Here is a 15,286-nt window from a genome sequence, read left to right on the forward strand (position 1 = left end):
GTCACCGAGCAGGGTAGCGATAAGAAGCCCAGCCAAAAGAAAAAGGAAGCGAAGGCGAAGACGCCAGCTCCGAAAAAGCAAAAGAAAGTATCCCCTCGTCAACGTCGGCGACGTTGGTTGATGAGCGTCTTGAAGCCGCTCGAAGGAAAACGAATCGCAGCCAATAAGCTCAGTTCTTTCCAAACCGTGATGCTGGCCCGCGCCCTCCGCAGCCAAGTCGCACAGTGCTCGTTCGAATACGATGCGAACAAATTGGTCGCCGAACTGCAAAACGCCGCAGGCCGGATCAATGCAAAGCTTGCCGACACGCTGCAACATGTCGTCGTCGAGAACGAATCGGATATTCGCGGTGCAGCCGAAGCCGCATGGTGGGACGAATTGCAAGAACGTGCATCGGGCCGCCTGCTAGGTATCGCAGCGGATCACTTGCGTTCGCAAGTCAATCGCGGTGGCGTCGAAGCGAAAGTCATTCTGTCGATCGACGCAGTCGGCCCACGAACCGCTGCCGCTTCAATCGTCTCCAGCGACGGACGCATCTTACATTGCGAAGATTTGCCTTGCCAACTGTCCGCCGGAATGCGATCCCAAGCGGTTTTACGGATGGGTGAATTGATCCACACTCATCACGTCGACCTGATCGTCATCAGCAACGGTCCGGCGCGACGAGGTTGCTTGGTCGCCGTGGGCGAATTGATCAAACAGTCGCCCGATAATTCAATTCGATGGACCTTGGCCGACCGCAGCGGTGCTGACACATACGCGGGCAGCTCGATCGCCGATCGCGAGATGAAGTCGACACCGCGCCGGTTCCGCGCTGCCGCGTGGATTGCATTTTCGGTGATCCAACCTGCACAAGCGATTGCAAAAGTCGATCCGTTAAAACTCCGTCTTGGTTCGTTCCAAAGGGAATTGTCCGATTCGGCACTGCTCGAAGTGCTCGATGACGTAATCGTCAGTGGCGCTTCCCGAGGCGGCGTGGATGTGAATTCAGCGCCCGCTTCGTGGCTGAGCCGTTTACCCGGCATTTCCGAATCGGTTGCAAACACAATTGACACACGGCGTCGCGAAGCATTGTTCAATTCGCGCGAACAGATTGCCAATCTCGAAGGTTGGCAGGATGCAGCATCGATTCGCCAAGCGTTACCGTTCTTGCGAGTTTTTGGTAGCGACGAAACGCTTGACGCCACACTGATCCATCCCGACGATTATCCCCTGGCAAAGAAACTGGCAAACGCCCTTGAACTTCAGATGCCACCGGCGACGCCCGCTGGATATGAGCCTCCTGATTTCACGGAAGACGAACGCAAAAAGGTCAAGTCACTCGACGGATCCGATTCTGCGGAAACAACACCATCGGCAGTAGTGACCGAGATCCCGGCAGCGCCGGGTGCAGAGGGCGAAAGCGAAAAGCCGTTTGGGCTAACTTCGGAAGAAGCGTCCTCCGAAACCGATGCGGAAAAACCCGCTGAAGCCTCAAGCGAAGAACCGTCGGCCGAAGAACCGTCGGCCGAAGTACCGACGCCCGAAGTACCGACGACCGAAGTACCGACGACCGAAGTACCGACGACCGAAGTACCGTCGGCCGAAGAAGCGTCGGCCGAACCGGCCGCTGAAAGCCCGCAAGAAGAAACCCCACAAGCGGAGCAAGCCGAAGCCGAAGTCGATTCCACAGAAAACACCAGCGAACCGGCAGCGGAGCCCGTTGTCGATACGAGCCGACAAACCAAACCACCAAAGGAAAAGGTGGACAAGTGCGTCAAAGAATGGCAAATCGGTTACCGTCGCGCGTACCAATTGGTCCGATGGATGTGCGATCCGTTCGGCGATTCCGAATCAAATGACGGGGAAGCGCACGGCGTCTTGACGAGCGTCCCTTCGATCAAAGAGCTGAAGCCCGGCGACAAGGTTATCGGGGTTGCAGTAGGCGTCATGCCGTTTGGTGTCTTCGTTGAATTAGCCCCCGATTGCAGCGGACTGATTCACGTTAGCAAGGTGTCGGACAAGTTTGTCGAAGATTTGCATGAAGCCGTCCAAGTTGGCGATGTCGTCACAACCTGGGTCACCGGCATCGATGAAAAACGTCGCCGGGTCGCGCTGAGTGCGATTTCTCCTGAGCGAGAAGCAGAACTTCAAGCAATCCGAAACGAAGCTGGCCCACGATTTGGACGCGGATCTCAAGGTGGACGTGGCCCCCAAGGTGGACGCGGCCAAGGTCAACGTGGCGGGAAAGACAACACACAACGCGGCAACCAACCCGCCCGCAGCGGAGCTCCCGCAGCCGGTGGACGCTCAGGTGGCGGCAAACCATCGGGTGGACGCGACCGAGGACCCAAACGCGGCGGTGATGGGCGCGGTCGCGATAATCGCGGTGGCGGAAGAGGTCGTGGTCGTGACAAACAACCCGAATCCTATCGCATTGTCAGTAGCAAGCCAGTCGAACCAATTTCCGATGCGATGAAGAAAGGCGCCGAGCCGCTTCGATCCTTCGGTGATTTGATGCAGTTCATGAGCAAGCCTGAACCAAAAAAGGAACCGGCACCAGAAGCCAAGCCAGCACCGGAAGCCAAGCCAGCACCGGAAGCCAAGCCAGCACCGGAAGCCAAGCCAGCACCGGAAGCCAAGCCGGAACCGGCACAACAAGCCCCCGCGTCTGAAGCTGCAATGGAAGCCGCACCTCAACCCAAACAGGCCGAAGCTCCATCGCCCGAGACACCGACCACACCGGAAATCACGACCGCCAGCGTTGACACGCCCAATGAAACCAACGGGGCAAACGCAAGCGACTCGCCTGAAAACGACCAAACTACGACATCCTCCGACACGCCAGCCTAGACATCATGGACGATTTTGAAGCAAGGTTGAACTCAGCGATCGAGCGAGGAAAACATCGCGCGACCCAGAAAGCATCGGCCGAACGCCAGGAAGAACTGACGACCGAGGAGCTCAAGCGAATGCACAGCGCTCTGAGGTTGTCTCTCTCGGAACGGATCGAAAAATCGGTACACCAAGTTGCGGATCACTTCCCCGGTTTTCGTACCGAATCGGTGATCGGCGAAGGTGGCTGGGGAGCGGCATGCTATCGCGATGACTTGCGTCTCAAAGCGGGCCGACGAACGAACCAATACAGCCGGCTGGAAATCGCAATTCCTTCCTACAGCGATTTACAAGTGCTCGAACTGCGAGGGAAGGCGACGGTGATGAACCGCGAACTTTTTAATCGCAATCACTTTGTTCCGATCGCGGAAGCAAGCGAAGATGCGTTCGATCGAATGATCGATGCATGGGCCATCGAGTATGCCGAAGTCTACGCGGCAAAAAGCGCGTAGGTTAACATTTACGCATTTCCATTGTGGACATGGCATCAAAATAGCCCAGGCCAAGTTCGATATCGAACTTGGCGAGGTTCTACCGGCTTGGCGAGGTTCTAACGGCTTGGCGAGGTTCTAACGGCTTGGCGAGGTTCTACCGGCTTGGCGAGGTTCTACCGGCTTGGCGAGGTTCTAACGAAATCCCTTGGATGCCCACAACCTAGGCCGAGTCAAACACTCGGCTAGGTGAAACTTGGACACGATTGCGTCCTATTTTTTCCGCCGGCGACGACTGACAAGACCACAACCGGTTGCACCTAGGAGCAATGCGACAAAACTTGGCTCCGGAACGGCGATGGGTGTCCCGACAAGCTCGAAATTGTCAATCTCCATCTCACTGTTGCCTGCACCGCTTGCAAAGTCAGCGATGATGAGTTCAATCATCGCTTGGTTGTCCAAACTCGATGAAAGTTCAATCTCGCCGCTTTGGCCAAATTGATTGTCAAGATCTACCGGATCGTAATCCTGAAACACTAACGGAATGTTGTTTTGGCTCAGCTCTCGAAACCACGTTCCACTTCCACCGGTTCGGTAGAACACGTCAAAGCTTGGCGGCAAACTTGTTGGGGTCGCTTCGATGTCAAAGCGAAATTCCAGATCTTCAAAACCAGTGCCGTCGACAGTAATGTACATCAACGCATCGTTGCCAAAATCATCACCGACTGTAACCGGATTTCCATCTTTCCGATCGACATCAAATAAACTGATTCCACCGATATCAAAGTCACTACCACCACCCTTTAGATCGTCCCATTTCAGCGTGCGCGTCGGGCTGTAAACGACGCCGCTAGTGGGAGACGTGTAGCCAATCTTACCGCCTCCACCATTCAAATCAAAATTCGCTCCATCGCCAATAAACGCTTGCATATTCGCGTTTCCACTGGCGGTGTTATCGAAATCAGCAGCGAAATCCATTTTCGTTGGAGCTAGTGCCGGTGGAGTGGGATCGAAATCGTAATCATTCGCAAATCCCCAAAACGCGACCACTTCAGCCGCTTGGGTAACACTCCCAGCCATCGCAAACGTTGCCACCGCCGCAACAAGTGACAAGCACAGTCGCCTTTTCATTGGTTTCTCTTTTCATAAATCCAGGAAGCAATAACAGCATGCAAGAGAATAAACTCGCAAGGAGCCCCCCTATAATTCCGGACCAACCCATCCCCTATCGGATGCGTCTATTCGGAAACCATGGTGACATCTCTCCGGCGGTTCCAGCTTACTTCAAACTTACTCGAAAATCACTGAGTGGCCGTTCTTCTTGGCAAAACCAAGCAAGAATAATCGATCCATTTGCGTTCGAACAACAAGAACAGCCCCTTTGTGCCCGACGGGAACACGCCCCCACCCCACGTCAGAAGTAGATCCCAACATCGTTGATGCAGTTTACCGCACAGCCACCCTTGCCTTCACTGCAAATGGGGACTTCTATTTTTGCCTCGCTTGTGACGCGATCTACGCCCCAGAAACAAAGGCCCCAGAACTCAAGACTTAGACTGGCATGCAAACCGACCGATCCCATCAGGAACGGGCGTCAGGAACTTGAAGAGGGTTCGCCGAAGAATCGTAGAATCGAATGCGAAGAACCTAAATGACATCTTCGCAGTACGATGCGGGTGCATTTCAATAATTGACTTGGGACCATCGCCGTCCAACTTAGAAATGCTCTAAGTCCGACCATCGCGGCAATTCGATGCTGCGACTTATGTCCCGACTTTTAGTCCAATCGCCTAACGGTCTGAGTAAACCATCGTGCTCTCTTCTTTGGTCACAGGAACGGTCGACTGGTCGCTCATCACGATCGCCTTGACCACATGCGTTCCTGGGGCCGTGCCACGAACACGGACTCGGTAAACCAAATCGCTGTTGGCTGCCAATTCAGGTTTCGGTGGAAAGAAAATTCCGCCACGTCCATCCTCTTGAGCATCTCCGTCGGCACTAATCCGCTCGATCCCAGGCGGCAATTGCAATTGCAGTCGCACGTTGGAGTCATTCCGCGAACCACTATTGGCCAGTTTGATTTCGTAAACCGTTTCGCCACCGACCTCGATCGGATCGGATGAATCGGTAATTTGGAATGTGAGTTCTGCTAACGACTCAACCGTAACAAGGCTTTCACTCTTGGCGACCGTTCCGAGGTCGGCTGTTGCTTCAATCATAATTTTTCGATTTCCTTCTTCAACTGGCAATAATGTCAGCGGCACTTGGCCGTTCTTGCCTTTGGGTAAATTTTTCAGCGACCAGTAAACGGCGTGTCTTGTTGGATCGTATTGGCCTTCATAATCAGTACTTACAAACGTAAAGCCGCGATCAAGCTGGGCCACGATCTCAACATTCGTCGCGTCCGCTGTTCCCGCATTGCCAACGTCAAGTTGGTAGGTCGCTTGTCGTTCAAGGAACCGCCTTGACGGTCCCGACAATCCGACCTGTAACTCAGGTGCAACCACCTCAACATTCACCGCGTGCTCCGCCGTGACTCCGTCGTCGGACGCTAAGCGAATGACGTTTTGGATCATACCGGGTTCAACCGCACGCAGGCGTAGCACTTGATGACGCACTTCCCCTGGGGCCAAATCACCCAACATGTTGTCAAGCTGTTTGCCTTTGGGATGCTCTAAGCCATCGGGGACGTCTTCTTGAACGACGACCCCCGTAGCCGAACCGGTTCCCGGATTAGAGACTTCCACTTCGATTTCCAATTGTTGACCGATCAAAACTTGCTCAGGAGCACGTTGGACAACCTTCAATTCCGGCCGTGTACTTACGGTGCGAACCGAGGCCGCCGCTTCGAATGTTACCCGAGCAACGCTACCAAGTTCGCCCTCTTGTTCAGGAATTAACTGAAGCGTCACCGTTCGTTCATCTCCGGCCGGCATCGCTCCGAGTGCCCAAACCAACAAGTCACCTTGCTGGACGGGACTTGGCGACACATCAACCAACCGCATTCCTAGTGGAATGCGATCATGAACTTGAACGTCCAATGCTTCAACCGAGCCAACGTTTTGAACATGAATGACAAACGACGCAGGTTTGCCAACTTTTACTTCCGCTGGTGCACGCTTTTGAATCACAATACTGGGCGATTGAATTCCCTCCAACCGTCGATCACCGGGCGATGCAAGCGTTTCGCTTGCATCGACTGCAACAGGCACTGCTGCGGTAGGTATCGTCGCGGCAGGCACCATGTTCGGTTGGATTGTTCGCGACGCAACACGCTCGTCGGCAATCGACGAATTAGGCTGTGGTATCGCTTGTGGCTGTGGTATCGCTGGCGGCTGAGCGGCCAATGCTTGGTAGCTTTGCGGCGCGGGCTGGGGGGCGGGCTCAAACGGAGGCACCGAATACTGGTTCATGTCGAGTGCAGGCATGGGCTCGACCGCAACATCGGGACTAGGCAATGCCTCAAGTCCGGGCAACGGCTCTTCGCCACGAAGCATGTTGCTTGGCTGTTCGGAATGAGCATAGCCTACGGGCGGAGCCTCGCGAGCGATTTTGTTGTTGGGTAGGTCGTTGTTAGGCAGTTCGTTGTTAGGCAATTCGTTGTTGGGTAGGTCGTTGTTAGGCAGTCCCCATCCTGGGACTTCTGCCACAGGAAGTGTTTCCATCGGATTTGATTCGACTGCCAACGAGGGGGGCACGGTCGTCGCGGATGGCATCGCACCGGGCATCGCGGATGGCATTGCGCCGGGCATCGCGGATGGCATTGCACCGGGCATCGCGGATGGCATTGCGCCGGGCATCGCGGATGGCATTGCGGAAGATGGCAAGTTCGGTTCTGACTCGGGCAAACCAGGTGTTGGCATACCCGCAAACGGCATTGCCATCGATGGTGCCTCGGCTGCAGAAGCCGAATCGTTCGTGAGAGCATTCGCGTTGACTTGGGCATCATCCTGGAAGCCGCCAGGGAGACGCAGCGAGGGCGTGCCACTGCTACCTTCCATCGGCGCTGGCGTGGGTGCCTCCACAGGCTCAATGTACTGGACCTGTTCGACCGCCCCCATGTCCGGCGCAACAATTGGAGCGGGAAAGGCTGGCGGGACATTGGCAAACGACTGACGCATCTCAGTATCGATCCCGGAAATCGGAGTCGGTGGTTGGCTGAGATTGGTCGACGCGTTCAAGGTCCAGCTTGATTCGTTGTCGTCACTACGGTCTTTTTGAGCTTGAGCAGCTGCCAGGGCACCAAGCAAAATGGTAACAGCACCTGCAGCAAGTCGAACACCAAACGGTTTCATCGGTCGCATTCCTTCGCGAGAAAACTAGCCTAATCCAGCGGCTAGATGATGTCGTTACCAAAAAAAGCTTGGTTGCGTGAAGAGCAGTTAAAGATTTTCCAGCGCGACGGAGCCCTAAGCGGATAAACCTAGCCGTGCTTCAAGAGATGCTACCAAAGAAACAGAAGACGCAATCAAAGAAAAGCGAGGGCAATATAGAAAGAGCTGATCCCATAGGGACCAGCTCTGAATCGTAAACGCCTTACAGTCTTAGGCTTCAGAATTAGTCGTTTTTGCTTTGGTGCGAGCCTCGCGAAGGCCGCGACTGAGGATATCACGTAGCATGGGCGAATAATCTTCGTATTTCGCTTCGTCTGGCGCCCCGTTGCTGAATTGGTAGATCGCGTCGCGTGGTTTGACACCCAATGCAATCAATGTGCTACAGAGCGTTCCATAGTCGTTGTTGCGAATCACCATGCTCGGACGCCCCGGTCCGACGGGGGCTCGCGCGAATACCTTGCTTGCAACCGCCAAGAATTTCACTGGTGAGTCGAGCGTTTGCAAAGTCAACAAGCGGCGAGCCATTCGCACACGTTGATCTTCGGGGTCGTTTAAGTTGCGCGCACCAATGATGTTCAAACCGTCGTGCAATTCGACGACCTCTTGACGCTCGTCCGCATGAATTGCATAACCACTCTTCGCGTCAGCAACAATGATGTTGCAGCCTTCGTAGCGAGTTTTTGCGAATTCGGCGTGTGCTTTGTCGAGTGCCTTGTCGGCGCTGGTGCAACGGAGCAGGTCAAGAGCGAGCAGCCCTCGCGATCGTTGCCCAAAAAGTGGCATCGTTGTCGCACGGTTACAAAGGCCGACAAAAACGCCGTTCTGGTTCACTCCGAGCCATGTGCCGCCCGCCTTCTGGTCAATCCCGCACAAAACGCGAGGCTTGCCAGATTGGATCGACGGTGACAAACTCGAGCGGCTGTAGTATTCTTCGCGATTGGCAGCGACCAAAATGGGACTTTCGGGTACCAAGCGATACTGAACGGCCAATAAGCACATTTCGCAGCTTTCTTTTCAAAGATCGGTTGAGTGAAAATTCTCCGGCTAAAGCAAACATCCAAGACTTTGTCAAAGGGTCGTTTTGCTCCAACAGGCAATAATGTATCTACGCTTGGACTCGACCTACACCCCCCGGCGGGTGGTTCGCATAAAAAAACGCCTAATTAAGGTGCTTTCAAGTCGCCTAGCCGAACTCTGGGCAATCTTTGGCGATCGTTTCGGACGATAGAAGGGGAAATCAGCATGCTTTTCGACCCCAAACACCGAACAAACGAACACTCTTTCCATGGAAATCCCAAACTCCAACAGCTATTCGCAAGCGGTTCTCGGCATCCAAACGACGGTCAGCGTTACGCTAGCAAGACAACAAGTCCCACTGAGCCGGATCATCGATTTGGTCCCTGGTTCAATGCTGACATTTGATTCGCATTGTGACGAACCGTTGACGCTAGAAGTCGGGGAATGTCCGATAGCAAAAGGGGAGACAGTTAAAATCGGCGACAAGTTCGGGTTGCGAATCCGCGAAATTCTGCGCGAGGAAGAGTAACATCCTCCTTGATTTTTCACGTCCCGATTTGCTCGCAGCGCAGCGACCGGGAAACGAGGATCGGTTGGTGGCTTGACCGTGGCGCTCTATAATTCATGATCGCTGCTTGATTGCCTCCAACAGGAAATGACTTTGAAACCCGTTTCGAACGAAAAGAACGCTCTTAATATTCCCGTGATTGCCGCTCCTGCGGATTCCGGTGCACTCCATTCGCTAAAACCTTATAAATCGCTCGAAGCCGACGAACTACAGTCGCGTATCGAAGCGGTGCGGAAACACTTTGGCGATCGGCTGTTGATTCTTGGCCATCATTACCAACAAGACGAGGTGATCGAGCATTCGGATCTTCGTGGCGATAGCTATCAACTCAGCGAACGAGCGGCGAGTAGCACAGCGTGCGAGACGATTGTTTTTTGTGGTGTCCATTTCATGGCCGAAACGGCCGACATATTGGCCAACCGACCCCAAAAATTGGCTGAACGAGAGGGCCGTCGGATCACCGTGACATTGCCCGACATGGCCGCAGGCTGCTCCATGGCAGACATGGCTGGCATCCGCCAAGTGGAAGCGGCTTGGGCCGACATGTCCGAAGTGATCGATACCGAGCGAGTCATTCCAGTGACCTATATCAATAGCGCCGCAAGCTTGAAAGCTTTCTGTGGTCGACACGGAGGAATTGTTTGTACGAGTAGCAACGCCCAGGCGGTTTTGGAGTGGGCGTTTGAACGAGGTGATCGAGTGTTCTTTTTCCCCGATCAACATCTCGGCCGCAACACGGCTTTAAAAATGGGGATCGAGGAATCGGAAATGCCCGTTTGGGATCCCTACCAATTAGAGTTAGGCGGAAACTCGGATGAGGCGATCGAACACAGCCGAGTGATTTTGTGGAAAGGGCACTGCAGCGTCCATCAAATGTTTCGCGCAGAGCATGTCGCAGGATTCCGCAAACAGTATCCCGGAATCAAAATCCTCGTTCACCCCGAATGCCCGCGAGAAGTGAATGATCTCGCAGATGTTTCGGGAAGCACTGGCAAGATTATCCAAACGGTTCGCAACAGCCCCGCCGGGACAAAATGGGCGATTGGAACGGAGTTGCATTTGGTGAACCGGTTAAAGGCCGAGCATCCGGAGCAGGAGATTCATTTCCTCAGTCCGGTGGTATGCATGTGTGCGACGATGTACCGGATTGATTTGCCACACCTGTGTTGGACGCTTGAAAACCTTCGCGATGGCGTTGTGGTTAACAAAATCGAAGTCGAGGAAGAGACTTCGAAGTGGAGTCTGATTGCATTGGAGCGGATGCTAGCGGTGAAATAGTAGCTCGTAGTAGCGCTCAGCGTCACGCGAATCCTACCATCGCATCAGTGCCGTTCCCCACGATAAACCAGCCCCGAAGCCGCAGAGCAAAACCAAATCACCTCGTTCGAGACGCCCTTGAGCAATCGCGTCATCCAGCACGAGTGGGATGCTGGCTGCTGATGTATTGCCGTAGCGATCCAAATTCATCAGCACCTTCTCGGGTGCAAGCTTTAGGCCCGCGACTGCGGAATCGATGATTCGTTCATTCGCTTGATGCATCACGACCAACTTCAATTCGTCAGCCGTCACATTAGCATCCGCAAGCACTTGTTCGATGCTCTCATCGATGACTCTTACCGCCCATTTGAAGACGCCACGACCGTCCATCGCCAAAAAATGCTCTCCATTGCCAAATGCTTCCGGGGTCAATTGGCGACGCGTTCCTCCGGCAGGGATGCGAAGCAAATCGGCTCCCCAACCTTCGCTGCATAATTGGTATGACAAGATTCCCGAGGATTCCGTTTTCTCGGTTGGGGTTAGGATCGCTGCGCCGGCGCCGTCACCGAACAGGGGGAATGTCTTCACGTCTTTGGGGTCGACCGACCGGCTCATCAAATCGGAACCGACCACCAAGGCACACTTACTGTTCCCGGTGGCAACAAATTGTCCCGCCGTCAACATTGCGTACATGAATCCGGCACAGGCAGCACTGACGTCCATCGCCGGAGCGACCGAGCCAAGGCGGCCTTGCAAGTAGCACGCAGTTGAGGGTGATGGATGGTCGGGGGTCATCGTGGCGACAATAATCAAGTCGACTTCGTCAGCGGTGCGGCCAGCGGATTTGAGCGTTTTGAGAGCCGCTTCGTAAGCCAAGTCACTCGTGACTTGATCGGGGGCCGCGTGTCGTCGCTCTTTAATACCCGTTCGGCGGATAATCCATTCGCTATCACAACCGAGAGCCGCCAGGTCTTCGTTGGTGACGATCTTCTCAGGCACGTAGGTGCCGATCCCCGCGATCTGGACGCCAGCGATTTTACCCATCCGGCCTCTTGTGGCGATTGGGCTGGTGTGGCCTTCTTTCAAATCCGTTGTCGAGGCGTCCCGTGTTGTGTTTCCGGGAACCAGATTAGTGTCTGTCATACGAGCTTTTAGTGGGAAAAAACTGCAATTTTCGGATTGCATTCGGTCGGGCGGGAATTTGAATTTCGGACAATTCCTCAGCAAAGGGTCGAGAGTATAGCTATTTGAGCACAGTTGCGTTAGACACCCCCAAAAGCGTCCTGGGCCACCCCATAAATTAAGGTGCTGACGCGGTAGAGTGTTTTTTTCTACACTACACAGGCGTAACCACGCTTCAGGCGTAACCACGCTCCTTTTCCATTTTCATTTTTCTCCGCGTCAGGGAATGATCGGATGATTTCTACGATTGGCTATTGCACGAACGTCCATGCGGGAACTGACCTCGATACCATTCGCGACAATTTGCAGCGATACGCAGTGGATGTCCATCGCAACTTGACAGGCGACGCCCCCCTCGGAGTCGGCTTGTGGCTTCCCCAAAAAGCGGCTTCGCAGCTGGCCGCCAGCGACGAGGAGATGCGAGAATTCCGGGCATTTCTAGATCAACGGCACTTGGAAGCGTTCACCATCAACGGATTTCCTTACGACAATTTTCACCAAGATATCGTGAAACATCAGGTTTACGAACCAGCATGGTGGGACCCGCGGCGGTTGGTTTATACGAAACAGCTCGCGCACGTGATGACATCTCTACTGCCGGAATCCCAGAAGGTCGGATCGATCAGTACGTTGCCGATTGGATGGCCAACCGATTCGATTCATTTGGGATTGGCCAAATCCAAGGAACTTGACTTGGCTGGTACCCAGTTGCGTGATTTGGCCGACTTCCTCGCGGCTTTGGAAGCGCGATCGGGCCGGCGAATCGTGGTGGCGATCGAACCGGAGCCAGGATGCATTCTGGATTCGGCCACGGACTTGATCCAGTGGTTTGAAAAACAACTTCCCAATTCGGTCCATCGACGCTACATCCAAGTTTGCCATGACATTTGCCATAGCGCAGTGATGATGGAACCGCAGCAGGAGGTGCTCAGCCGTTACGCAGCTGCAGGAATCGGAATTGGCAAGGTTCAAGTCAGCAGTGCGGTCGTCGCTGATTGGGATTCCATGGCGATTCATCGCCGCCAAGAGGCAATCGAGCAATTGGCCCAATTCGCGGAAGACCGATATTTGCATCAAACCGGTCGAATGGCCGCTGACGGATCGTTTACCTTGGTTGAGGATTTACCACAGCTGCTCTCGCAGACCCCTACCTCGGGTGACCCCGCACAAGCCTCGGGTGACCCAGCACAAGGGGACATGCGTTGGGTGGTCCATTTTCATGTTCCCATTTTCTTGGAACGATTCGGGCGGCTTTCGACCAGTCAATCCGAGATCCTAAAGTGCCTGAAAGCTCTTCATGATGACGCCGCATTGGCAACGCCGACGATTGATTTCACCGGCCATTTCGAAATCGAAACGTATGCCTGGACCGTGTTGCCCGAGGCAATGCGCAAACGAGGCTTAGCCGATGATGTCGCTACTGAAATCCGCTGGCTCAACAAAGAGTGGATCGACAGCATGTAGTGGGGCTTTCGCGGCAATTCCAGGCGGGGTACCATCAAGGCTATGAGCGAAGACACACTCAACAAACGACGACGACTGTTGCGCAACCTTGTCGTGATGGCGCTAGCGGATGGATCGCTGGGCGAACGCGAAGTGAACTTGGTTGCGGATCGTTGTATTGCGTTGGGGCTAGACGAGACGGAATTGGAAAAAGCAGTCGAGTTTGGGCTAGGTGATGATGCTGCACTCGAATTGCCTGTGGCCCCTAGCGAACGCGAAGCCTTGCTGAGCGAGTTGATACGAGTGATGGCCGCAGACGCTCATTTGGAAGAATCCGAAAAACGGCTGTTTGCATTGGCGGCCGTGATGATGGACTTGTCACGCGAAGATGTTGATCGCATCATCGACAAGACGCTTAACTCCAAATAACACGCACGTCTCTTAACTCTTTTGGTAGCGCATCCGTCGTGGCCCGAATTCTGATTACGTCCGGTCCGACCCGGCAATACCTTGATCCAGTTCGTTACCTGACCAATGCCTCAAGCGGACGGATGGGTGCGGCTTTGGCCAGCGCTGCGATTAATGAGGGGCACGAGGTGGTGATCGTGTCCGGGCCTGTTTCGGTCGAGTATCCGTTGCGAGCCAAATTGATCAACGTCGTGACGACCGACGAGATGCTTGAGGCCGCGACCGAGACGTTTGCGAAATGCGACGGAGCAATCGGAGCTGCCGCGCCGTGCGACTACATGCCGCGATTCATTCAAAAGCAGAAAATCGCAAAGACAGGCGAACCGCTGCAATTGGAATTGGTCGAAACACCTGATATTGTCGCGACACTTGGACAACAAAAACGACGCGGCCAATGGGTGGTTGGATTTGCCCTGGAAACCCAAGACCGTCGTTTCCGAGCGACCGTGAAATTGGAAAAAAAGCTTTGCGACCTAATCGTCAGCAATGGCCCGCAAGCGATCGATTCAGACCAAAACGACGTTGAGCTACTCGATGGCGCTGGAAACGTCATCGCTGCGATCCACGGAAACAAAGAAATCGTCGCCCGAAAACTACTCAAGAAAATCACGAAGTTCATTCAATAACATTGCCTTTTTTGTGGCCGGACGTTCTCTCTCTCGAAATACGCGTTCTCTCTCTCTCGAAATACGCGTTCTCGAATTCACGCCCTTTCACGCAAACCAAAGGCGTCCCAAGACATTTCAAAGCCGAAACGCCAATCATGCCCAATACCACGTCACTCTCCACCACGCTCGGGCGTCTGACCCTAAAAAACCCCATTATGGTCGCCTCGGGCACCTTCGGGTATGCACGCGAAATGCAAGAGGTAGTCGATGTTCCACGACTTGGCGCGGTCCTACCCAAAACGATCACCGCGGAGCCGCGGGTCGGCAATGCTCCGTGGCGAACCGTTGAAACCTCGGCGGGGTTACTCAACGCAATTGGATTGGACAATGACGGCGTCGATGCCTTCCTCGAAAACCACTTACCCTATCTACGATCCCTTGGAACTTCGATTGTCGTCAGCGTCGCAGGACGGACAACCGACGAATTCGTGTCGTTAGCGGAACGAGTAGGAAACGAAGAAGGTGTTTCGGCGATCGAATTGAATTTGTCATGCCCCAACGTAAGTGGCGGCATCGACTTTGGTACCAACGCAAACTCGTGTCGCGAAGTCGTCCAATCCACTCGCGACCGATGCAAAGTTCCTGTACTTGCGAAACTCACTCCGAACGTCACGCGGATCGCCGAGATCGCACAAGGTGCAGCCGATGGAGGTGCCGATGCCGTCTGTTTAATCAACACTGTCTTAGGGATGGCGATTGATTGGCGACGTAAAAAAACAATGCTCGGTAACGGCATGGGGGGACTCAGTGGCCCAGCGATCAAGCCAATCGCGTTGCGCTGTGTCCATCAAGTAGCGTCGGCCGTTGATATCGCAATCATTGGAATCGGCGGAATTGCCACGATCGATGATGTGATGGAATTCTTCGTCGCCGGTGCGAGTGCCGTTCAAATTGGCACAGCGAATTACTACGACCCCACCGTTTCAACACGTTTGATCGACGAATTACCTGCAGCACTTCAAGAGATCGAAGCCACGAGCGTCGCAGAAGTTGTCCGATCATTGGGCTAGGCACCAATATTCTTTCGATTGGTAATGGCGCGAA

Annotated in this window: 12 protein-coding genes; 8 read left to right on the top strand and 4 right to left on the bottom strand. The window is 54.2% G+C overall.

Annotation, left to right across the window (positions count from 1 at the left end):
* Both CA13_RS05330 and CA13_RS05335 read left to right on the top strand, forming a co-directional pair.
* On the top strand, positions 1-2,832 hold a 2,832-nt coding region (locus CA13_RS05330; protein WP_419193964.1), incomplete at its 5' end, for a S1 RNA-binding domain-containing protein.
* A 2-nt stretch (positions 2,833-2,834) separates the two neighbouring features.
* Positions 2,835-3,326: a hypothetical protein gene (locus CA13_RS05335; protein WP_146394938.1), complete on the top strand. Its 492-nt coding sequence runs from the start codon at positions 2,835-2,837 to the stop codon at positions 3,324-3,326.
* A 252-nt stretch (positions 3,327-3,578) separates the two neighbouring features.
* Here the strand turns inward: CA13_RS05335 and CA13_RS05340 are convergent, their stop codons facing one another.
* The 3 genes from CA13_RS05340 to CA13_RS05350 all read right to left on the bottom strand — a co-directional run bounded on the left by CA13_RS05340 (position 3,579) and on the right by CA13_RS05350 (position 8,638).
* A complete protein-coding gene (locus CA13_RS05340; RefSeq protein ID WP_146394939.1) occupies positions 3,579-4,436 on the bottom strand; it encodes a PEP-CTERM sorting domain-containing protein in 858 nt (285 codons plus the stop codon).
* A 659-nt stretch (positions 4,437-5,095) separates the two neighbouring features.
* On the bottom strand, positions 5,096-7,600 hold the full coding sequence (locus CA13_RS05345) for a hypothetical protein (protein ID WP_419193965.1): 2,505 nt from the start codon (positions 7,598-7,600) through the stop codon (positions 5,096-5,098).
* Between the two features lie 249 nt (positions 7,601-7,849).
* Entirely contained in the window at positions 7,850-8,638 is a 789-nt protein-coding gene (locus tag CA13_RS05350) for an NRDE family protein (protein ID WP_146394941.1), read from the bottom strand.
* Between the two features lie 286 nt (positions 8,639-8,924).
* Between CA13_RS05350 and CA13_RS05355 the strand changes: the two genes are divergently transcribed.
* Together CA13_RS05355 and nadA are read left to right on the top strand one after the other, a co-directional pair.
* Positions 8,925-9,185 (top strand): FliM/FliN family flagellar motor switch protein, encoded by a 261-nt coding sequence (locus tag CA13_RS05355; RefSeq protein ID WP_146394942.1) that lies wholly within the window; start codon positions 8,925-8,927, stop codon positions 9,183-9,185.
* A 126-nt stretch (positions 9,186-9,311) separates the two neighbouring features.
* The gene (nadA, locus tag CA13_RS05360; protein WP_146394943.1) at positions 9,312-10,502 is read left to right on the top strand and encodes a quinolinate synthase NadA; all 1,191 of its coding nucleotides are present in this window, start codon (positions 9,312-9,314) and stop codon (positions 10,500-10,502) included.
* 33 nt (positions 10,503-10,535) lie between these two features.
* Here nadA and CA13_RS05365 read toward each other — a convergent pair whose 3' ends face one another.
* Entirely contained in the window at positions 10,536-11,624 is a 1,089-nt protein-coding gene (locus CA13_RS05365) for a beta-ketoacyl-ACP synthase III (protein WP_473087442.1), read from the bottom strand.
* A 273-nt stretch (positions 11,625-11,897) separates the two neighbouring features.
* On the opposite strand from CA13_RS05365, the gene eboE reads away from it, so the two are divergent.
* The 4 genes from eboE to CA13_RS05385 all read left to right on the top strand — a co-directional run bounded on the left by eboE (position 11,898) and on the right by CA13_RS05385 (position 15,252).
* Positions 11,898-13,127 carry a metabolite traffic protein EboE gene (gene eboE / locus CA13_RS05370; protein ID WP_146394944.1) on the top strand — a complete coding sequence of 410 codons (1,230 nt, stop codon included), beginning with the start codon at positions 11,898-11,900 and terminating at the stop codon, positions 13,125-13,127.
* A gap of 42 nt (positions 13,128-13,169) precedes the next feature.
* Positions 13,170-13,535, top strand: coding sequence for a tellurite resistance TerB family protein (locus CA13_RS05375; protein WP_146394945.1), 366 nt, complete (start codon positions 13,170-13,172; stop codon positions 13,533-13,535).
* A 38-nt stretch (positions 13,536-13,573) separates the two neighbouring features.
* Positions 13,574-14,200: a phosphopantothenoylcysteine decarboxylase domain-containing protein gene (locus CA13_RS05380; protein ID WP_419193966.1), complete on the top strand. Its 627-nt coding sequence runs from the start codon at positions 13,574-13,576 to the stop codon at positions 14,198-14,200.
* Between the two features lie 137 nt (positions 14,201-14,337).
* Positions 14,338-15,252, top strand: a complete 915-nt coding sequence (locus CA13_RS05385; RefSeq protein ID WP_146394946.1) for a dihydroorotate dehydrogenase — start codon at positions 14,338-14,340, stop codon at positions 15,250-15,252.
* Positions 15,253-15,286: the final 34 nt, after the last annotated feature.

It is taken from the genome of Novipirellula herctigrandis (genome assembly GCA_007859835.1).
Taxonomy (GTDB): Bacteria; Planctomycetota; Planctomycetia; order Pirellulales; family Pirellulaceae; genus Novipirellula_A; species Novipirellula_A herctigrandis.